Origin of the sequence: Ligilactobacillus equi DSM 15833 = JCM 10991 (assembly GCF_001435735.1) — a bacterium.
Classification (GTDB): Bacteria; Bacillota; Bacilli; order Lactobacillales; family Lactobacillaceae; genus Ligilactobacillus; species Ligilactobacillus equi.
This window is the reverse complement of record NZ_AZFH01000003.1, coordinates 22,521-42,501: the sequence shown is the minus strand read 5'-3', so window position 1 is coordinate 42,501 and position 19,981 is coordinate 22,521. Positions and strand designations below refer to the sequence as shown.

Here is a 19,981-nt window from a genome sequence, read left to right as displayed (position 1 = left end):
TCTTTTCAATTCAATAACTTAACTCTACCACTTTAATCTTCTTTTTCCAAGAGAGGTTTGAGGTATTGACCAGTGTAACTTTCCGGTACTGTGGCAACCTCCTCTGGAGTTCCGGTCGCAACAATTGTTCCGCCCCCTTGACCTCCTTCAGGTCCAAGGTCAATTAAGTAATCCGCTGTCTTAATTACATCTAAGTTGTGTTCAATCACTAAAACCGTATTACCCTTGTCAACCAAGCGCTGAAGAACTTCTAAGAGACGCTTGATATCATCGGTGTGTAAACCGGTTGTTGGTTCATCCAGAATATAGAAGGTCTTCCCATTAGACTTCCGACGTAATTCGGATGCCAACTTCATTCTTTGAGCTTCCCCTCCAGATAAAGTCGTAGCTGATTGTCCTAGCGCCACATAACCCAACCCAACATCTTTGATAGTTTGCAGTTTGTGAGCAATCTTGGGGATGGCCCCAAAGAAATCAAGCGCTTCTTCAACCGTCATTTCTAAAATTTGTGCAATATTCTTGCCCTTATATTCAACTTCCAAAGTTTCGGAATTATAACGCGTGCCATGGCAAACTTCACATGGCACATAAACATCTGGTAAGAAGTTCATCTCAATCTTGATAATCCCGTCCCCTTTGCAAGCTTCACAGCGTCCCCCCTTAACATTAAAAGAAAATCGCCCTTTATTGTACCCCCGCAATTTAGCTTGATTAGTTTGCGCAAAGAGCCCGCGAATATCATCAAAAACACCGGTATACGTTGCTGGGTTGGAACGTGGCGTCCGACCAATGGGACTTTGGTCAATGTTAATGACCTTTTCCAAATTTTCTTCCCCACTAAAAGACTTGAACTTACCTGGTTTTTCGTTGGCGTGATTTAAACGACTGGCCAAAATTTTTTCCAGAATCATATTAACCATGGTGGATTTCCCAGAACCAGAAACCCCAGTAACTGCAATAAACTTGCCTAATGGAAAATCAACATTTAGATTCTTGAGGTTGTTTTCTTGCGCCCCTTTTAGATGTAAGAACTGGCCATTACCGGTTCTTCTTTCAGTTGGAACTGAAATTGACTTCTTACCCGATAAATACTGCCCCGTCAAAGACTTACGGGAACGCGCCACCTGTTTAGGTGTTCCAGCAGCCATAATTTGTCCCCCCGCTTGACCAGCTCCTGGACCAATATCAATCAAGTAATCCGCAGCCCGCATGGTATCTTCGTCGTGTTCGACTACAATCAAAGTGTTACCTAAATCGCGCATCTTCTTTAAAGAGTCTAGTAAACGGTCGTTATCCCTTTGATGCAAACCAATTGATGGTTCATCTAAGACATACATTACCCCAGATAAATTCGAACCAATTTGAGTTGCCAAGCGAATCCGTTGAGCTTCCCCCCCAGAAAGGGTGCGACTAGCACGACTTAACGTCAAATATTCCAAGCCAACGTTTTTCAAGAAAGTTAAACGGGAATCAATCTCCTTTAATATTGGTTCTGCAATGGCTTGCTTTTGAGCAGAAAATGTCAGACCTTCAAAAAAGTCTAAACTATCACCGATAGCGTAGTCGGAAACTTCCCCGATATGTTGGCCGTCGATTTTAACTGCTAAAGCTTGGTCGTTTAAACGGTAGCCATGACAGGTTTGACAGGTCAAACTTTGCATATATTGGCTCATCACTTCACGAGTAAAGTCACTATTAGTATCGTGATAACGGCGGTTAACATTATTGATAACCCCTTCAAATTCGGTATCCATATCCCGTAAACCAAAGTCACCATTGAAATGAAAGTGGAAAGTCTTACTACCCGCACCATAAAGAACTGTGTCTTGATCTTTTTGAGGCAGGTCTTCAAATGGTGTGTCTAAGTCAATACCAAAGGCCTGACATGCCTGTTCTAAAAAGGCGGGATAGTACTTAGAAGAAATTGGATTCCATGGTGCCATAGCACCTTCCCGCAAAGTCTTACTTGGGTCCGGAACCACAGCATCGAGATCAACTTCTAATTTCGTCCCTAAGCCATCACAATCAGGGCAAGCCCCAAAAGGTGCATTAAAAGAAAAGAGTCTAGGTTCTAGTTCGCCAATTGTGAAACCACAATAAGGACAAGCAAAGTTTTCGGAAAACTGCAATAATTCACCATCAATAATTTGCACGGACGCGTAACCATCACTAAGACGTAAGGCTGCTTCAAAAGAGTCAAAGAGACGAGAGCGAATCCCATCCTTAATGACAATCCGGTCTACCACAACATTAATATCGTGTTTTTGATTTTTGTCCAGCTCAATGACATCTCCGACTTCATAGTTTTGACCATCAATTTGCAAACGGACAAAACCTTGTTGCGCTATTTTCTCGAGTATTTTTTTATGTTGACCTTTTTTACCACGAACAACTGGTGCCATAATCATTAATTTCGTTCTTTCCGGTAATTCTAACACTCGGTTAACCATTTGTTCTGGTGATTGACTTGTAATTTCACTGCCATCATTGGGACAAATTGGAGTTCCAACTCTTGCCCATAGAAGTCGTAAATAGTCATTAATCTCCGTCACAGTCCCCACTGTTGAACGGGGATTTTTAGAAGTTGTCTTTTGGTCAATTGAAATTGCTGGCGAAAGACCATCAATCGAGTCCACATCTGGTTTATCCATTTGCCCCAAAAATTGCCGTGCATAAGCCGACAAGCTTTCCACATAGCGTCTTTGTCCTTCGGCATAGAGCGTATCAAAAGCTAGAGAACTCTTACCAGATCCTGATAACCCCGTTACAACCACTAGTTTATCTTTAGGAATATCTACATCAATATTTTTTAAATTGTGGGCACGTGCCCCACGTACTTTAATTTTATCTTGTGCCACGCTTTTACCTTCTTAATCTAATTGCATCTGTAATTCCATAATCGTATCCCGCAAACGGGCAGCTTCTTCGAAGTCCAATTCTTTGGCGGCAGCCTGCATTTGGGTTTGAAGGTTCTTAATCAAGTCCGCCTGTTCAGCTTGCGTCAAGTTACTCAAATCAACATCCGTGGTCAATTCCTCACGCTTACCACTTTCTTTGTTGGTAACTGTAATATTGGCCCTGATTTCCTTCTTAACAGTCTTTGGTATAATACCATGTTCTTCATTGTAAGCCTCTTGAATGCTTCGCCGCCGTTTGGTTTCATCAATAGCTGCTTGCATTGAATCAGTTATCGTATCGGCATACATAATTACATGACCATTCTCATTTCGAGCAGCACGTCCAATCGTTTGAATCAAAGAACGCTCATTGCGTAAGAAACCTTCCTTATCGGCATCTAAAATCGCAATCAAAGATACTTCTGGAACGTCAATTCCTTCCCGCAAAAGGTTAATTCCAACCAAGACATCGAACTTACCCAGACGTAAATCACGAATGATTTCTGTTCGTTCTAAGGTTTTGATGTCTGAGTGCAGATACTTAACCTTAATGCCAAGCTCTTTAAAGTAATCAGTTAAGTCTTCAGCCATCTTCTTGGTCAAAGTAGTCACAAAGACCCGCTCATCTTTTTCAACCCGCGCATTGATTTCGCCAACTAAGTCATCCATCTGTCCCATAATTGGCCGTACTTCAATTTCTGGATCCAAAAGCCCTGTTGGCCGAATAATTTGTTGCACCACCGTCTTAGTCTGTTCCATTTCATAAGGACCAGGAGTTGCTGACATATAGATAATTTGGTTAACATGTTGTTCAAATTCCGCTAATTGTAATGGCCGGTTATCCAAAGCAGAAGGTAGCCGAAAACCATAATCAACTAACATTTGTTTACGTGAACGATCCCCATTGTACATTCCCCGAACTTGAGGCATAGTCACATGTGATTCATCCACCACAATTAAAAAGTCATCAGGAAAGAAATCTAACAAGGTATAAGGTGGTTGCCCAGCTTTGCGACCATCCATATGGCGAGAGTAGTTTTCAATGCCCGAGCAGTAACCCATTTCCTTTAACATTTCAATATCATAGGTTGTTCTTTGCTTTAGACGTTGAGCTTCCAAGAGTTTTCCATCTTTTTCTAATTCAGCCACTCGTGCAACTAATTCAGACTCAATCCCAGTGATAGCGGTTTCCAAACGTTCATCATTTGTCATAAAGTGCGTCGCCGGAAAAATCGCTACATGGTCCCGATCGCCATAAACTTCACCTGTTAAAGGGTCAACTTCACGAATCCGATCAATTTCGTCACCAAAAAATTCGACTCGCAACGCCTTATCGTCTCGGGCAGCTGGGAAAATTTCTACCACATCACCACGTACGCGAAAACGCCCCCGCTGAAAATCAATATCATTACGATCATATTGAATTTCAACCAATTGAGCTAAAAGTTTACTCAAATCAATTTCTTGACCAACACGCAAGGATAAGGTGTGTTCTTGATATTCATGTGGATCCCCTAAACCAAAGATGGAAGAAACTGAAGCCACTACAATCACATCATTGCGTTCTAGTAGTGAAGAAGTCGCTGAGTGACGTAACTTATCAATTTCATCATTGATACTAGAATCCTTTTCAATATAAGTATCACTGGAAGGTACATAAGCTTCAGGTTGATAGTAGTCATAGTAGGAAACAAAGTATTCCACTGCATTATTGGGAAAAAATTCTTTAAACTCAGAATACAGCTGGCCCGCCAAGGTCTTATTATGCGCCAAAACCAAGGTCGGCTTATTGACGTTCTTAATAACATTAGAAATTGTAAAAGTCTTCCCAGTCCCCGTAGCACCTAATAAAATTTGCGCCTTTTTACCAGCTTTAATTCCAGCGCTTAGTTCCGCTATCGCCACTGGTTGATCTCCAGTGGGTTGATAAGGAGCTTGTAAATCAAATTCTCGTTTGGCTTGTCGTTCAATCACAACACGGCCTCCTCTCGTTAGCACTTAGCTCATTTAATCTTCGCTTATCATACCACAATCAACCTTTTTTCTCACACATTTTGCCTATTATCACCCGCAAGCCTTCTAGCATTAAGCAACATACTGTAACCCAGACACATAACTAATAGCAAAATAAAAACAGCTACCCGTAAGTAACTGTTTTCAATCTTTAATTAAGCATTTACAAAAGCATTGATGTCGGCTTCAAAGTTATCACGCTTAGCCAAGGAAGCTTCTTGACTATCAGCTTGCGTCCCAATGTAGAATTTAATCTTTGGTTCAGTCCCAGAAGGACGTACCGCAATCCAAGAGCCATCTTCTAAGATGTACTTCAACACATTTGATTTTGGCAAGGTCATTTCTTCGCTGTGACCATCAGCGAAAGTTTTCGTACTTAATTCAAAGTCTTCTAAAACTGCGACTTTTTGCCCACCAAAGCTATCTGGGGCTTCATTTCTAAATTTCGTCATCAAGGCTTTAATTTGGTCAGCGCCTGAAATCCCATCAAATGTGTGCGAAATAGTCTTTTCAGAGAAGTAACCATATTTTTGGAAGAGTTCTTGTAAACCATCGTAAAGGTTCTTACCTTGTTTCTTGTAGAAAGCTGCGACTTCAGCTAACATAACCAAAGATTGGATGGAGTCCTTATCACGTACAAATGGACGTACCAAGTAACCATAACTTTCTTCAAATCCCATCATAAAGGTGTGGGCGTTGGTATCTTCAAAGTGCTTGATTTGTTCGGCAATAAACTTAAAACCAGTTAAAACATTAATCATTTCAACGCCGTAACTTTCAGCCACCTTCGTTGCGAATTCACTAGAAACAATAGATTTTACAGCAGCAGCGTTTGCTGGTAAAGAGCCAGCTTGCTTGTGAGCCGTTAAAATGTAGTTTAACATGATGGCGGCAATTTGGTTACCCGTTAAGAGTTTGTATTCACCATCTGGTTGACGAACAGCCGCTCCTAAACGGTCAGCATCAGGGTCTACCCCGACTAAGAGGTCGGCCCCTTCTTTTTTACCTAACTTAATAGCCAAATCAAAAGCATCAGGATCTTCAGGATTAGGTAATTTAACCGTGGAGAAGTCTGGGTCTGGTTGAGCTTGTTCAGGTACCAAAGTAAAGTCTTCAAAACCGGCTTGACGTAAGGCTTTTTCACCTAACATTGCCCCAGCCCCGTGTAATGGGGTAAAGACTAACTTCATAGTTTTACCTTCTTCATCCACCAATTCACGATTGATTGTCACCGCCTTTAATTCATCCAAGTAAGCTTGGTCAACTTCGCCACCAATAACTTTTAAAGTTCCATCAGCAATTAAGGCATCTTTATCAGCTACTTCAATGGCAAAAACATCTTCGATTTGACGAATGTATTTGGTAATCAAATCAGATTCTTTGGGTGGCATTTGGGCCCCGTCTTCACCGTAAATCTTGTAACCATTGTATTGCTTAGGGTTGTGACTAGCAGTAATCATAATCCCAGCATAAGTGTGTAGGTGGCGAACGGCAAATGATAATTCAGGGGTTGGACGTAAACTTTCAAAAACATATGTAGGAATCCCTGCTGCTCCTAAGACGCGAGCTGCTTCAAATGCAAAGTCTTGAGAGTGGTGACGAGAATCGTAACTAATGGCTACCCCACGGTCACGCACTTCTTTGTCTAAGGTGTGCATGAAGGAAGCTAAACCAGCAGTTGCTTGCCGGACAGTATAGATGTTCATCCGGTTTAAACCAACTCCTAACACCCCTCGCATCCCCGCGGTTCCAAATTCAAGGGGGGCATAAAACGCATCTTCTAGAGCTTGGTCGTTACCAGCCAAAGCATCTAGTTCTGTACGTAATTCTGCATCCAAATCTTTGTTGTCTTGCCATACTTGATAATTTTCTTTCCAACTCATAGCAATCTCTCCTTGTAATGTGTCTTACACACTTTTTTCTTACAAAATCTATCTCAAATTTTATTATATCACATCTCCTAACTAATGACTGTCAAAATTTAAAATCGCTTACAGCTAAAAACTTTGATTTTATTCGAATAAAAAACGACTCCCAAAAGAAGTCGTTTCATACTGATTTTTAATCATTCAAACTTTCAATGTAGTTAAAGGCTTGTTGACCGGCAATTCCACCGTCACCAACAGCCGTTGTAATTTGCCGTAAGTCTTTCTTACGTACATCACCTAAGGCGTAAACTCCAGGAATCTTAGTTTCCATCTTATCGTTAGTTTCAATCCAACCTTGTTCATCAGTAATGCCCAAGTCCTTAAATGGAGCGGTCATTGGAATGATTCCCACGTAGATAAAAACTCCATCTGTGGCAACTTCACGTTCTTCTTCAGTCTTGACGTTTTTTACCTTAACACCTGTCACTTTTTGACCATCACCTAAGATTTCCGTGACAACACTATCCCAAGTGAAAGACATCTTGTCGTTGGCAAAAGCCCGGTCTTGAATGACCTTTTGTGCCCGCAATTGATCACGACGGTGGATGACATTAACATTACTTGCATGTTGTGTTAAATAAGTTCCTTCTTCAATCGCGGAGTCTCCCCCACCAATTACGACTAATTGCTTATTTTTAAAAAAGGCCCCATCGCAGACTGCACAGTAAGATACCCCGCGACCACCGTATTCTTCTTCACCAGGCACACCTAGTTTACGGTGTTCAGAACCTGTCGCAATGATTACAACAGGGGCAGAAAATTCTTCACTATCAGTCTTAACAATTTTATTTGGGCCGTCAACTGTCACAGATTCAACACTACCGTAGGCATATTCAGCTCCAAAACGCGTTGAAGAAGTATACATTTTTTCAGCTAAGTCTGGTCCCATAATAGATTCAAATCCTGGGTAATTTTCAACTTCAGCCGTATTATTCATTTGACCCCCGTAAATCCCACGATCCAACATCAAGACCTTCAAATTAGCACGGGACGCATACAATGCAGCCGTCATCCCCCCGGGACCTGCTCCAATCACAATTACATCATATTGCTTTGCCATTACTCCATTCCTTCTCTCATTTTAATTTTCTTTATTATAACTTACTTTTTGTTAGTAAGCAACTTATTTGTTTTTAGCTGCTAGATAGGCAGGATTTAAGGGATTATAGTAGCGACGGTATGCCCAAATGCCTAGAGCAATAATAATGAAAATTACCGATAACCACTGTGAGACACGTAAAGGTCCTAGCATAAGACTATCCGTTCGCATCCCTTCAATCACGAAACGACCACAACCATACCATATTACATAACTTAGGAAAATTTCCCCTTGTTTAAAAGGTAACTTATGTCGCAGACTAAACAACAATAAAAATCCTAGCACATCCCACACAGATTCGTAAAGGAAAGTTGGCTGGTAATAAACACCATCAATCCGCATTTGATTAATAATAAAGGATGGTAAGTGCAAGCCTTGTAAAAAGGTCAAAGTCGTTGCACGCCCGTGCGCTTCTTGATTCATGAAGTTTCCCCAGCGACCAATCCCTTGCGCTAAGATTACCGTTGGTGCAATGACATCTAGGAATAACCAGGGGGAGATTTGCTTACGCTTAGTAAAGATTACAAGAACTAATAAGGCCCCTAATAATCCACCATAGATAGCAATGCCTCCATCCCAGATACGAATAATCTCACCAGGATGACTCGCATAATAAGACCACTGGAAAATCACATAATAAAGACGGGCTGCAATAATCGCACTAGGTAAAGCCCAGAGTAAGAAGTCGTAAAAATCATCTTCTGCCAAACCACGTCTCTTACCTTCACGTACCGATAAAATGACCGCTATCACCACTGCACAAGCAATAATCAAACCATACCAACGTACGGTAAAGGGACCAAAACTTACAAAAATGGGGTTTAAGGTGGCTATATTTTTAATCACACCATCACCTCTAATTGTTAGCCGAATTTTCTTGAATTAATTGGTTTAAGTTTCTTTCAAAGGCTTGGGTAGCATCATACCCCATAGTCTTAGCCCGATAGTTCATGGCCGCTGCTTCAATAATAATGGCCATGTTCCGCCCAACTTTAACAGGAATGGTAATCTTTGGCAAGTTAACATCAAAGATTTGGACATATTCTTCCCCGCTTCCAAGACGGTCAAATTGCTTGTCCTTGCTCCAATTTTCTAAATGAACGATGACATCAATCCCAGCTGATTGACGCACAGCGCCGGCTCCAAAGAGATTCATAATATCAATAATCCCCACCCCACGAATTTCGAGAAGATGACTGAGGATTTGTGGTGCTGAACCAACAATGGTTTGTTCATCTTTTTGATAAACTTCTACCCGATCATCGGCAATTAAACGGTGGCCTCGTTTAATTAAGTCCAAGGCAGTTTCTGATTTACCAACTCCAGATTCACCGGTAATTAGAACTCCTAAGCCGTAAATATCAACCAAAACCCCATGCAAGGATTTTCTTTCTGCCAAACAAGCTTCTAAGAAATCCGTCAATTTGGCTGACAAACGCGTGGTAGGTAACTTCGAACGTAAAATCGGGATATTGTATTTACGTGCTGCCTCTTCCATTTCTTCAGGTACCGAAAGATAACGTGAAATCAAAAAGCATGGTGTTTCTGGACCGCAAAGTCTTTCCATCACTTTTTTTCTCTCTTCTGCTGGCATCTTGTGGGCATAAGAAATTTCTGTCATTCCCAACAGTTGAATCCGTTCTTGCGGATAGTAGTCGAAATAGCCAGATAATTCTAAACCCGGTCGAGAAATATCACTAGTTGTAATTTTTCTTTCCTTGAGATATTTGGCCCCTGAATAAATCATTAAATCATTTTCTTTTGCCAGTTGTTCAACTGTCACAAAATTTGCCATAAAAAACACTCCTTAACCTCGATTAGTCATATAATCTGTGATAATTAGATTAACCCCACTCACAATTAAAGCCACAATAAAGGCTGCGCCAAAATTTTGGAAAGCAAAACCATTTCCTACAATGGTAGCTGTTAATTGTAGGATGAATCCATTAATCACTAAATAGAAAATCCCTAAAGTCATGAAAGTGATTGGTAAAGCAATTATCACTAAAATTGGCTTGACAATTGCATTCAACACTCCCATAACAAGTGCTGCTATAAAAGCATACCACAGATTCTCCACATGGAATAAATTAGGAAATAAGCCATTTACTGCAATAAAAATTACGGCATTAATTAATGTTCTTTGAATAAAACTCATCTTAACCTCTTATAAATCTCTTTCACGGGCATCGGTAATAATTGTACGTTTCTGCTGCTTAGTACTTGTTTTTTCATTTTTAGGTTTATCTTTTTGAAAAGAATACAAACTTTCGATAATATCTACCCATGAAATATTATCTTGATGGGGATTTAGTGGCACTAACCAAGCCAAAAGAGCATATAAGCCAACTGGTAGTAAGATTCCTCCAGGAAAAAAACTTGCACCAAGGCAAATTATTACGAAAGCCAACCGGACATATTTTGCTGGCCACTTAAAATAATCGGCAATTCCACCTAAAACTCCTGCTAACAAACGTTTCCGAGAACGATATAATTTTTTAGTCATCCTATCACTCCTTCGTATTACCTTGAGTTTACCGAGAAAACAGCTATTCTACCTAATAACTTGCTCATCTTTAGAAATTTTTCATTAAAATTCATCTTGAAAAAGCACCAAACCAATTTCATGTGGTGAGTCAGCATAAATGGCACTCCCCACTGCTCTTAAATCACCTGCATATGTCTTTACCCGCAAGCGACAATAAGCTGAATTTTCCTGTAAAGCCGCATATAAATTCTTTTCATTAGAAACTGGCACTTTGTTACACTCTAAAATAATATCCCCTGCCTGCAGACCCATCTTGGCCGCCGGGGTATCCTTACGTACAGCTAAGACTCGCACTCCTTCAGTCGTCTCGACATACCAATTATTAGCTTGATGATCTTTACGCCGTTCAAGTAGCCAACTAATAATACTTACTAAGCCCATAAAGCCTAAACCATAGGGGGCACTGACCGGCCAAATCAAAGCCATAATCGCTACAACAACCGTCAAGAGTAACAATACTTCTGTTTGTTTTTGATAAAAGATTAACGCTTCCTTGCTATCTTGTTTTAAGATTTGCATCCCCGCTGTAACCAAGAGTGGTAAGAAAAACAAACTGTAACTACTTTGGCCTAGATTAATCACCGGCCACCACGCAAAAATCCCCTGAATTTCATTTCCTGGTATCAAGACCAAGATTGGTGCCACCGCCATTTCTCGCCAGCGGTAAGTAGCCACGCGACGACCACGCTGACCATTTTTAACCAAAGGAAAGAAGTGTGCTACTTGCTTACTCGAAGCTAAAAATAGTCTTCCCAAAAGATATAAAATAGCTAGGACTAAAAAGGCACTGGCCATTATACTTCCGGACTGGCCTGGGTTAAGGTACAAAGCCACTCCACCAGTCAGTAAAATGGCATAGAAACTAAAAGCCCCACTACCTAATAAAAGACTCACAATAGTCACTGCTTCATAGGCATAGACCATTTTTGTCGTCAAGGTCAGGCCTAAAATAAAGGTTAATAACGTGCCGATTCCCCCTAGAAGTAAGCCGGTTTTTAAAAAGGTCCGTCCTTCATAAAAATCTTTTTCAATCGCAATACGAAACTGTTTGCGTTCCAGTTTAAGCCGGCGAAAGTATAGATAAATCACAGTTGCGATTGCCACCCACAAGGCCGGCTGAACTAGGTAAGTCAGCAAAGCTTTTAATACCATTATCACATAAATCCCTCATTTTCTCTTTTTTGTAATCCTTAACATCCCCATTATAGCAATTATTAAACCGAAAAAACAAAAAAATCCCACAAAAAATGGGATTTTCTTAATCTATTTTAGCCATTAATTTTCCATTGTAAGTAGCTGTTGATGAAAGGATCTAAATCGCCATCCATCACGGCTTGACCATTACCGGTTTCGTAATTGGTCCGGTGGTCTTTAACCATAGTGTAAGGGTGGAAAACATAAGAACGAATTTGCGAACCCCAACCAATATCCATTTGTTCTCCTTGGATTTGCGCTTTTTCCTTTTCTTTGGCTTCCATTTCCATCTGATATAACTTTGCTTTCAACATGCTTTCAGCCGTGGCTCGGTTTTGAAATTGGGAACGCTGAGCTTGACTAGATACCACAATCCCAGTAGGAATGTGAATCAAACGTACTGCTGAAGACGTTTTGTTGATGTGTTGTCCCCCAGCACCACTGGCCCGGAAAACTTCCATCTTAATATCTTCAGGACGTAATTCGACTTCCACCGAATCATCCAACTCAGGCATCACATTAACCGAAGCAAATGACGTATGACGCCGACCAGCTGAATCAAATGGGGAAATCCGTACTAAACGGTGAACGCCTCTTTCACTTTGAAGATAACCAAAAGCATTGAGACCTGAAATCATTAGAGTGACACTTTTAATTCCTGCTTCATCACCGTCTTGGTAATCAAGAACTTCAACTTTAAAATCATGTTGATCGGCCCAACGAGTGTACATCCGCAAAAGCATTGAACCCCAATCTTGTGATTCTGTCCCCCCAGCTCCAGGGTGAATTTCTAAAATAGCATTATTCTTATCATAAGGACCACTTAATAACATTTGTAGATGGTATTTTTCTAATTTCTCTTCAACTTCAGGAAAAGCTTGTGCTAATTCTGCTAAAAGACTTGGTTCTTCAGGCTCTTCTTTAAGCATTTCCAATAAGACATCTAATTCTTCGACCGCGTCTTCCAATTCATGAAAAGTATCGAATTGCGCTTTTAATTGATTATTTTCATTAATAATCTTTTGTGCTTCTTCTTGGTTATCCCAAAAAGTAGGCTCTAGCATTTTACCTTCATTAACTGCAATGCTCTGTTCAAGCTCATCTAAGTCAAAGAGACCCCCTAAAGTCAAGGATTTGGTCGTTCATCCGTGCGACCTCACGTTTGTAATCACTGTATTCCATTTTATGACCTCATTTAGAAAATAGCCTTTGCCCGCAAGCAAAGGCTATCGTGTTTTTAGCGCTTGATATCTTGACGAATCTCCGCCTTCAAGAAGAGACGGGTAACGTCATATTCAATATCACCAATCATTTGTTCAAACATGGTGAAACCATCAGATTGATACTCCACCAACGGATTTAATTGCCCGTAACCACGCAAACCGATGGCTTGACGTAACTGATCCATTTCATCAATATGGTCTGTCCACCGCGCATCAACCACCCGTAAAATTACTACCTTTTCGAACTCAAGCATCTGGGCTTGTTCAAAGAGCTGCTTGCGCTTAGCTTCGTAGTTTTCCTTCGCTCTTTGCATTAGGTAATCAACCATTTCAGCTGGTTTCTTACCAGCAAAGTCACTAACGGAAATTGAATCCTCATGAACCATCGCTGAACCAGCAAAGTCAACAATAGCTTGCAAGTTCCATTCACTCTTATCCCCTTGGGTGTGCATTTCTACTTGGTGTTCCACCGTCCGTTGAATCATAGGCATGATAACCCATTCTAGGGATTTATCTTCCATAATAACTTGTTGACGTTGTGCATAGATGACTTCCCGTTGTGCCCGCATTACATCGTCATATTGTAAGACTTGCTTACGAGTATCGTAGTTATTACCTTCAACCCGCTTTTGGGCCGATTCTACTTGCTTAGTAATCATCCGAGATTGAATGACGGCATCATCATCAGCGACTTTCATTCTTTCTAAGAAAGCCTTGATTCTTTCAGAACCGAAACGCAACATCAGATCATCTTCCAAAGAAAGATAGAATTGAGAAACCCCAGGGTCACCTTGCCGACCAGAACGTCCCCGTAACTGGTTATCAATCCGACGCGATTCGTGACGTTCCGTCCCAATCACGGCCAAACCACCAATTTCACGTACCCCAGGTCCCAACTTGATGTCAGTCCCCCGTCCGGCCATGTTAGTGGCAATTGTTACTGCCCCGCGTTGACCAGCATTCATAACGATTTCTGCTTCCTTAGCGTGATTCTTGGCGTTCAAGACCGCATGCGGAATATTTTCTTGATCCAATAAATGACTCAAGTATTCAGAAGTTTCCACGGCCACCGTACCGACCAAAACTGGTTGACCTGCTTCATGGCGAATTTTAATTTCTTCAACTACAGCAGCAAATTTACTCTTCAAGGTTGGGTAAAGCAAATCAGGTTTATCATCTCTGGCAATTGGCTTATTTGTTGGAATCGTAACAACTTCCATGTTATAAATTTCACGGAATTCTTCTTTTTCCGTCTTACCAGTTCCCGTCATTCCCGACAACTTCTTGTACATTCTGAAGAAGTTTTGGTAAGTAATATTGGCCATCGTCTTAGTTTCTTCTTGAATTTCGACTTGTTCCTTAGCTTCAATGGCTTGGTGTAAACCATCTGAGAAACGCCGTCCATCCATAATCCGTCCAGTAAATTGGTCAACGATCATAACTTCGCCTTCCCGAACCACGTAGTCCTTGTCGCGTAACATAATAAAGTTAGCTCGCAAGGCATTATCCAAGTGGTGGTTTAACGCTGTGTTATCTGGATCGTAAAGATTTTCTAAGCCAAAGTATTTTTCAGCTTTTTGAATCCCATCTTCCGTTAAAGCCACAGTCTTGGATTCCAAGTCAATTTTGAAATCATCTTCAGCAGTTAAAGTCTTAGCAAAGCGATCAGTCCGCGTGTAAAGTGTCGTTGTCCCAGTAGCCTGCCCGGAAATAATCAACGGTGTTCGCGCTTCATCAATCAAGATAGAGTCCACCTCATCGACAATCACAAAGTTCAAAGGCCGTTGGACCATATCTTCACGGTAAACTACCATGTTATCACGTAAGTAGTCAAAACCTAGTTCACTGTTAGTAGAATAAGTAATATCTGCATTGTAAGCTTCCCGCTTTTCTTCCGGTGACTTTTCGGAAATGTTCAAACCAACAGAGAGACCAAGCCAGTTATATAATTCACCCATTTCGGCGGCATCCCGCCCGGAGAGGTATTCGTTAACCGTCACAACGTGAACCCCATCACCGGATAAGGCATTAAGATAAACAGGCATTGTGGCTGTCAAAGTCTTCCCTTCTCCAGTTCGCATTTCCGCGATATTACCACCATGAAGCACAATCCCCCCGATAATTTGTACCCGGTAAGGATAAAGACCTAAGACCCGCTTTGCCCCTTCACGTGCAACTGCAAAGGCTTCTGGTAGCAACTGGTCTAACGTTTCTCCGTTTTGGTAGCGTTGCTTGAATTCAGGCGTTTTAGCCTGTAATTCTGCGTCACTCAATTTTTCATATTCTGCTGCATACGATTCAACTTTATCAGCAATTTTACCTAAGCGCTTTAATTCACGCTTATCACTTTCAACCCAGGTTTTTAAAAGGTTAGCCATAGAGCAATTTTCCTTTCTTTATTTATGATACTTTTTTCATCTTAGTAATTTCATCTATAATCGTATAGCTTTTTCAGTATACCATTAAATATTCTAACATTATTCTCACCTAAAGAAAAGACTCCGGCGCCTAAAAAGGCACCTCCTTCCGTAGAAGATGGTGCCTTCGCATTATTCAGATTTTAATCTTCATCGCCTGCTTCAATCAAGCCATAGCGGCCATCTTGACGACGATAAACAATATTGATGCCTTCAGTTTCAGCATCTTCGTAGATGAAGAAGTCATGACCTAACATGTCCATTTGTAAAATCGCTTCTTCGCTGTCCATTGGTTTCAAAGATACGCGTTTCGTCCGCACAACTTCAAACTTCTTTTCGTCTTCAGCTGGCTTTTCAGGGATTTCCGGCATTTGGAATTCCTTCACACCTTTTTCGCGTGACTTACGGTTAATCTTTGTCTTGTACTTGCGAATTTGACGTTCCAACTTGTCAGTTACCAAGTCGATACTACCGTACATGTCAGGAGAAGTTTCTTCCGCCCGTAATACCAGGTATGGCAATGGAATTGTTACTTCTACTTTGTACTTCTTGTCGGAGTACACCTTCAAGTTTACGTGAGCAATCGAATCACCGGCGTAATTAAAGAATTTTTCTAATTTAGAAAGTCTCTTTTCTACGTAGTCACGGATTGCTTCAGTAACTTCAATGTTTTCACCACGAACGTTAAATTTTAACATGGTAATCTCTCCTTTCGCCCCTGGCTTATTTCTAGGGGAGTTAGAGTTTTTTCTCTAACTTATCTACATCTTTATTATAATAGAAAGCGTTTTATTTTTCAATCTATATTCGAATTTTTTTATCCTTTTTTGTATTTTTTAAAGTTTCAACGACATAAAGTTATACTTCTCACATGTTTAGCTCCCTGCAAAAGTGCGATTTGGCGGGCATAATATAAGGTTCTTCCGGTTGTATAGATATCATCCACCAACAAAATATTTCGATTTTCTACTCGTGGTCCTCGATAAAGAAATGGTTGCTTACTTCGAAGACGTTCCTGGCGGGTTTTACGCGCTTGTTTAATCCGTCCTTGCCTTTGTTTCATCTGCAAGTCACAATGGTAATTCAGTCCTTCTAACCAGCCTTCCACCTGATTAAAACCACGTGTCGCCATGGTTTCTTCATCAACGGGAATAACCCAGAGGTCCCATTTTTTCAACGGATAATGTTGCTTAATATAGTGTTGAAACTCATCCTTAAAAGCCAAACGCAAATGATAATCCCCTTGAAATTTGTAGCGCTCGATGTAATCTTTCATCGCAGAAGTACGGTAAGTATACAAGGCACGATTTTTCAATAAACCGCCTTGACTTTTTTGCCAAGTGTGGCAATCTGGACATAATTCTGCCTTAGTCATTATGCGCCCACATCCTGGACAAATCGTTTCATTTAATAAAGGTAGAAATTTCTCATGACATTTACGACAAAGACGTTCTTGTTTAAGAGCTTGCCAGGATAAAAGCCACGCCAACGAAAAATGTTCCGGACAATTTTTTTCACACAGAATACATTTTCCCACCCAGCTGCGCCCCCTTTCGATTCATAAACTTAATTTGCCTTTGTGCTTCCCTGATAGCCGCATTTTTTCGTTGGCAAAAGAAAAGCACCTCACCGCCTGGCTTTTGAGCACTACGCCCAACCCGGCCCGCAATTTGTACCAGAGCCGCACTTGAGAAGGTCTGCTCTGCAGCTAACACCATCAAGTCCAAATTTTTAAAGGTTACTCCCCGTTCTAAAATGGTTGTCGTCACCAGAGCTTGCAGTTTGCCGCTTCTTAAGGCTATAACCTTTTCTAAGCGTTGTTCATCGGCTGCATGAACACTGGCTACGGCCAAATTGGGCAACGTTTGTTTAACCTTTTTTAAGACAGGCGCTAAATCAACAATTTTCGGAACAAAAATTAAGAATGGCGTTCCAGCTTGAAACCACTTCTTCAAATAATCTAGTGCTTTAGCAGGCAAGAGTTCTCGACGTCTGGTTTTGATTACTTGAATTTCTGGTAAAAGGTAACCATGAAAGCGTAAGGGTAAATAAGATACACTTAAATTTCGCCGAGCAACTTGCTTTTGAAGCTCCTTACCTGGTGTTGCGGTCAAATAAACCAAGGACCCTTTAGCTTTACAAGCATTTTGGGCTGCATAGGCTAAACCTGCATCTTGAGCAAAAGGAAAGGAGTCTACCTCATCAATAATCAGGAGATCAAAAGCCTGATAAAAACGTAATAGCTGGTGAGTTGTACAAATAGTTAGCTGACAGTAACTATAACTCATCTCACTTTTTCCATGTAATAAAAGAGGCTTAACTGTAAATGCTTCTTTTATACGCGGGTATAATTCTGTACACACATCTACTCGTGGTGAAGCCAAGCCAATGCGCATTTGTTTTTGAAGCGAATAGGCTAACGTTTCAAATAACATTTCAGTTTTTCCGGCCCCGGTGACAGCCCAAAGAAGATGATGACCACCATTTTTTACAACAGTTAATAATTCCCGAGAACATTGTTTTTGGAGCGGTGATAGTTGCCCTGACCATAAAAGTGGATTATGATTTAATTTGGGAAATCGATTCGGCTCCGGTATACTAATAAGGGTATCTAGCGTCGAAACACGGCCTAAACTTAGACAATGACGACAATAATAGTTTTGCTGGGGCAGGCAATCTTGCTTAGAAATCCGTTGCCCACAACGATTACAATAATAATGCTGCCTATGGCGATAAATAGCGGGGCGTTGCATAACTTGATTGCCATAAATTTCCGGATTTACTACTGGTATTTGACGGCCCCATAATTGCTTTAACATAAAATCACCTCATATATTAAATACGCAAAACAGAAAGGAATTAGCTTAAATTTATGGAATCTTTTTTAACAATCAAAGAAAATGCCAGTTACACCGCCATCATTAAGAAATCAGAATTCATTTGCCACATAGCTCGAACTGAAAACGAAACTGAGGCCTTAGCTTTTATTGAAAAAATTAATACTGAGCACCGCAAAGCCACGCATAACTGCTATGCCTATACTCTAGGCATGCATGACGAAATCCAACGAGCTAGTGATAATGGTGAACCTTCTGGAACCGCTGGAGTACCGATTTTGGAAGTCCTCAAAAACAACGAACTTCATAACGTGACCGCTGTCGTCACCCGCTACTTCGGGGGGATTAAACTAGGCGCTGGTGGTTTAATTCGCGCTTATAGTGGCACTACTGCCGATGCCATCAAAGAAATTGGGATAGTAAAAAAGACAGTCCAAACTGCTATTACTTTAAAAACCCCCTATCCTTTGCAAGGTAAGATGCAAAATTACCTGGAAGAACATGACATCAACCTACTGCAAACAGACTACGGCGTCGAAGTCGACTTTATCGTTGGAATCGATTCGCCACAAGTCGAAAACTTTTGTGCTCAAATCATCGATATCTTCAATGCTAAAGTCAACTATGAAATTGGTGACGAAAACTATGTTGAAGTTCCCGTTAACTAAAATAAGACTGTTCCAAACGGAACAGCCTTATTTTTTATTGGACGTATTTTTCTTATTTTTATCTGATTTGAATCCTAAAGCTAAGCGCTTAATCAAATTCAAAAGTGGTTGGCGATCATCACCGACCAACCCAATTAATTCCACAAAGATTTCCAAACCTACTAAAGTTGCCAGAGTTAATAAAAACGACCCAAGTAAACTGGAAAATGGATACAAGAAAGCAATCAGCGAGAAGATTAAAGCAATACCATAAATTACTAACACTGTTTGCCGGTGTGACAATCCCATTTGAATCAAGCGATGATGCAGGTGATGTTTATCTGCTTGGGAAATAGGTCGGTTATTTAATTTCCGCCGTAAGATGGCATAAACTGTATCCGTAATCGGAACCCCCATGATAACAACGGGAATTATCAAGGTAATAAAGGTAGCATTTTTTAAACCGGAGAGGGAAAAAATAGCCATCATAAACCCAATAAATAGGGAACCAGTATCACCTAAATAAATTTTAGCGGGGTTAAAGTTATAAGGTAAGAATCCTGCTAAGGCAGCAATTAAATTAAAAATCATGATTGAAATATATACGTTAGTAACATTAAGGAAAAAATACCCAGTTAAAGCACTGGTAAATAATGCGATAATTGAAACTCCTGTCGCTAACCCATCTAAACCATCAATCAAATTAACAGCATTGGTAATAGCCAAAATCCATAAAATCGTCACCGGAAAAGAAAGTAAACCTAGATTAACCGTCCCTACGAAAGGAAGGGTCAGCGTCGTCATCCGCACCCCCGCGGCAAAATAAACAACAAGCGCGGCTAAGAAAATTCCCAGCATCTTTTGGGCTGGCTTTAATTCAATCAAATCATCGACGACTCCCGTAAAAATCACCACAAGTTCGGCTAAAAAAAGTAGCCACATTTGTTTTTGCGGGTATTGGCTTTTCAGTAGGAAAAAGTTTGTTAAGTTAAAAGCTAAAAAGATAGCCAAACCACCCATCGTAGGCATGGCGACCTTATTAACTCGCCGGGCATTAGGCTTGTCCACGGCACCGATTTTCAGAGCTATTCTTCTAATAAATGGGGTTAGCACAGCAGATAGGACCAATGTTACTAAAAAGGCACCAAAGATACTATACATACACAGCCATCCTTATT

16 protein-coding genes are annotated in these 19,981 nt (G+C 40.7%); 1 reads left to right on the top strand and 15 read right to left on the bottom strand.

Features of this window, described 5'->3' with window-relative positions:
* Positions 1 to 32 precede the first annotated feature (32 nt).
* The 14 genes from uvrA to FC36_RS01025 all read right to left on the bottom strand — a co-directional run bounded on the left by uvrA (position 33) and on the right by FC36_RS01025 (position 18,138).
* Positions 33 to 2,858 (bottom strand): excinuclease ABC subunit UvrA, encoded by a 2,826-nt coding sequence (uvrA, locus tag FC36_RS01090; RefSeq protein ID WP_035189948.1) that lies wholly within the window; start codon positions 2,856 to 2,858, stop codon positions 33 to 35.
* Positions 2,859 to 2,870: 12 nt separating this feature from the next.
* Positions 2,871 to 4,871, bottom strand: a complete 2,001-nt coding sequence (gene uvrB, locus FC36_RS01085) for an excinuclease ABC subunit UvrB (protein WP_056986664.1) — start codon at positions 4,869 to 4,871, stop codon at positions 2,871 to 2,873.
* Positions 4,872 to 5,065: 194 nt separating this feature from the next.
* Entirely contained in the window at positions 5,066 to 6,793 is a 1,728-nt protein-coding gene (locus FC36_RS01080; RefSeq protein WP_056986663.1) for a phospho-sugar mutase, read from the bottom strand.
* A gap of 178 nt (positions 6,794 to 6,971) precedes the next feature.
* Positions 6,972 to 7,898 (bottom strand): thioredoxin-disulfide reductase, encoded by a 927-nt coding sequence (trxB, locus tag FC36_RS01075; protein ID WP_023859119.1) that lies wholly within the window; start codon positions 7,896 to 7,898, stop codon positions 6,972 to 6,974.
* Positions 7,899 to 7,961: 63 nt separating this feature from the next.
* Entirely contained in the window at positions 7,962 to 8,783 is an 822-nt protein-coding gene (gene lgt / locus FC36_RS01070; protein ID WP_152524897.1) for a prolipoprotein diacylglyceryl transferase, read from the bottom strand.
* A gap of 10 nt (positions 8,784 to 8,793) precedes the next feature.
* The gene (hprK, locus tag FC36_RS01065; RefSeq protein ID WP_023859117.1) at positions 8,794 to 9,732 is read right to left on the bottom strand and encodes an HPr(Ser) kinase/phosphatase; all 939 of its coding nucleotides are present in this window, start codon (positions 9,730 to 9,732) and stop codon (positions 8,794 to 8,796) included.
* Between the two features lie 12 nt (positions 9,733 to 9,744).
* Complete coding sequence (locus FC36_RS01060) at positions 9,745 to 10,095, bottom strand: phage holin family protein (protein ID WP_023859116.1); 351 nt, start codon at positions 10,093 to 10,095, stop codon at positions 9,745 to 9,747.
* 9 nt (positions 10,096 to 10,104) lie between these two features.
* A complete protein-coding gene (locus FC36_RS01055) occupies positions 10,105 to 10,443 on the bottom strand; it encodes a PspC domain-containing protein (protein ID WP_023859115.1) in 339 nt (112 codons plus the stop codon).
* An 84-nt stretch (positions 10,444 to 10,527) separates the two neighbouring features.
* Positions 10,528 to 11,637: a PDZ domain-containing protein gene (locus FC36_RS01050; RefSeq protein WP_051527933.1), complete on the bottom strand. Its 1,110-nt coding sequence runs from the start codon at positions 11,635 to 11,637 to the stop codon at positions 10,528 to 10,530.
* A 116-nt stretch (positions 11,638 to 11,753) separates the two neighbouring features.
* Positions 11,754 to 12,861, bottom strand: a protein-coding gene (gene prfB / locus FC36_RS01045) for a peptide chain release factor 2 (RefSeq protein ID WP_225349901.1) whose coding sequence is annotated in 2 segments (ribosomal slippage) — positions 11,754 to 12,788 and positions 12,790 to 12,861 — 1,107 coding nt in all. Because the reading frame shifts where the segments join, the coding sequence is not laid out codon by codon here.
* 55 nt (positions 12,862 to 12,916) lie between these two features.
* Entirely contained in the window at positions 12,917 to 15,280 is a 2,364-nt protein-coding gene (gene secA, locus FC36_RS01040) for a preprotein translocase subunit SecA (RefSeq protein WP_023859112.1), read from the bottom strand.
* 182 nt (positions 15,281 to 15,462) lie between these two features.
* Complete coding sequence (gene hpf, locus FC36_RS01035; RefSeq protein ID WP_023859111.1) at positions 15,463 to 16,017, bottom strand: ribosome hibernation-promoting factor, HPF/YfiA family; 555 nt, start codon at positions 16,015 to 16,017, stop codon at positions 15,463 to 15,465.
* Positions 16,018 to 16,163: 146 nt separating this feature from the next.
* Complete coding sequence (locus tag FC36_RS01030; RefSeq protein WP_023859110.1) at positions 16,164 to 16,694, bottom strand: ComF family protein; 531 nt, start codon at positions 16,692 to 16,694, stop codon at positions 16,164 to 16,166.
* Between the two features lie 139 nt (positions 16,695 to 16,833).
* Complete coding sequence (locus FC36_RS01025) at positions 16,834 to 18,138, bottom strand: ATP-dependent helicase ComFA (protein ID WP_025020439.1); 1,305 nt, start codon at positions 18,136 to 18,138, stop codon at positions 16,834 to 16,836.
* 53 nt (positions 18,139 to 18,191) lie between these two features.
* Here FC36_RS01025 and FC36_RS01020 point away from each other — a divergent pair, with 53 nt between their 5' ends.
* Positions 18,192 to 18,824 carry a YigZ family protein gene (locus tag FC36_RS01020; protein WP_025020440.1) on the top strand — a complete coding sequence of 211 codons (633 nt, stop codon included), beginning with the start codon at positions 18,192 to 18,194 and terminating at the stop codon, positions 18,822 to 18,824.
* 27 nt (positions 18,825 to 18,851) lie between these two features.
* On the opposite strand, the gene FC36_RS01015 is transcribed toward FC36_RS01020, so the two are convergent.
* Positions 18,852 to 19,964: a glycosyltransferase family 4 protein gene (locus FC36_RS01015; protein ID WP_025020441.1), complete on the bottom strand. Its 1,113-nt coding sequence runs from the start codon at positions 19,962 to 19,964 to the stop codon at positions 18,852 to 18,854.
* Between the last annotated feature and the right edge of the window lie 17 nt (positions 19,965 to 19,981).

Bases quoted from the DNA above. Each gene is read 5' to 3' on its own strand.
- FC36_RS01015 (WP_025020441.1), bottom strand. From the start codon at position 19,964: ATGTATAGTATCTTTGGTGCCTTTTTAGTAACATTGGTCCTATCTGCT.
- FC36_RS01080 (WP_056986663.1), bottom strand. From the start codon at position 6,793: ATGAGTTGGAAAGAAAATTATCAAGTATGGCAAGACAACAAAGATTTG.
- FC36_RS01050 (WP_051527933.1), bottom strand. From the start codon at position 11,637: ATGGTATTAAAAGCTTTGCTGACTTACCTAGTTCAGCCGGCCTTGTGG.
- FC36_RS01060 (WP_023859116.1), bottom strand. From the start codon at position 10,095: ATGAGTTTTATTCAAAGAACATTAATTAATGCCGTAATTTTTATTGCA.
- FC36_RS01020 (WP_025020440.1), top strand. From the start codon at position 18,192: ATGGAATCTTTTTTAACAATCAAAGAAAATGCCAGTTACACCGCCATC.
- hpf (WP_023859111.1), bottom strand. From the start codon at position 16,017: ATGTTAAAATTTAACGTTCGTGGTGAAAACATTGAAGTTACTGAAGCA.
- FC36_RS01030 (WP_023859110.1), bottom strand. From the start codon at position 16,694: ATGACTAAGGCAGAATTATGTCCAGATTGCCACACTTGGCAAAAAAGT.
- secA (WP_023859112.1), bottom strand. From the start codon at position 15,280: ATGGCTAACCTTTTAAAAACCTGGGTTGAAAGTGATAAGCGTGAATTA.
- FC36_RS01025 (WP_025020439.1), bottom strand. From the start codon at position 18,138: ATGTTAAAGCAATTATGGGGCCGTCAAATACCAGTAGTAAATCCGGAA.
- hprK (WP_023859117.1), bottom strand. From the start codon at position 9,732: ATGGCAAATTTTGTGACAGTTGAACAACTGGCAAAAGAAAATGATTTA.
- trxB (WP_023859119.1), bottom strand. From the start codon at position 7,898: ATGGCAAAGCAATATGATGTAATTGTGATTGGAGCAGGTCCCGGGGGG.
- FC36_RS01055 (WP_023859115.1), bottom strand. From the start codon at position 10,443: ATGACTAAAAAATTATATCGTTCTCGGAAACGTTTGTTAGCAGGAGTT.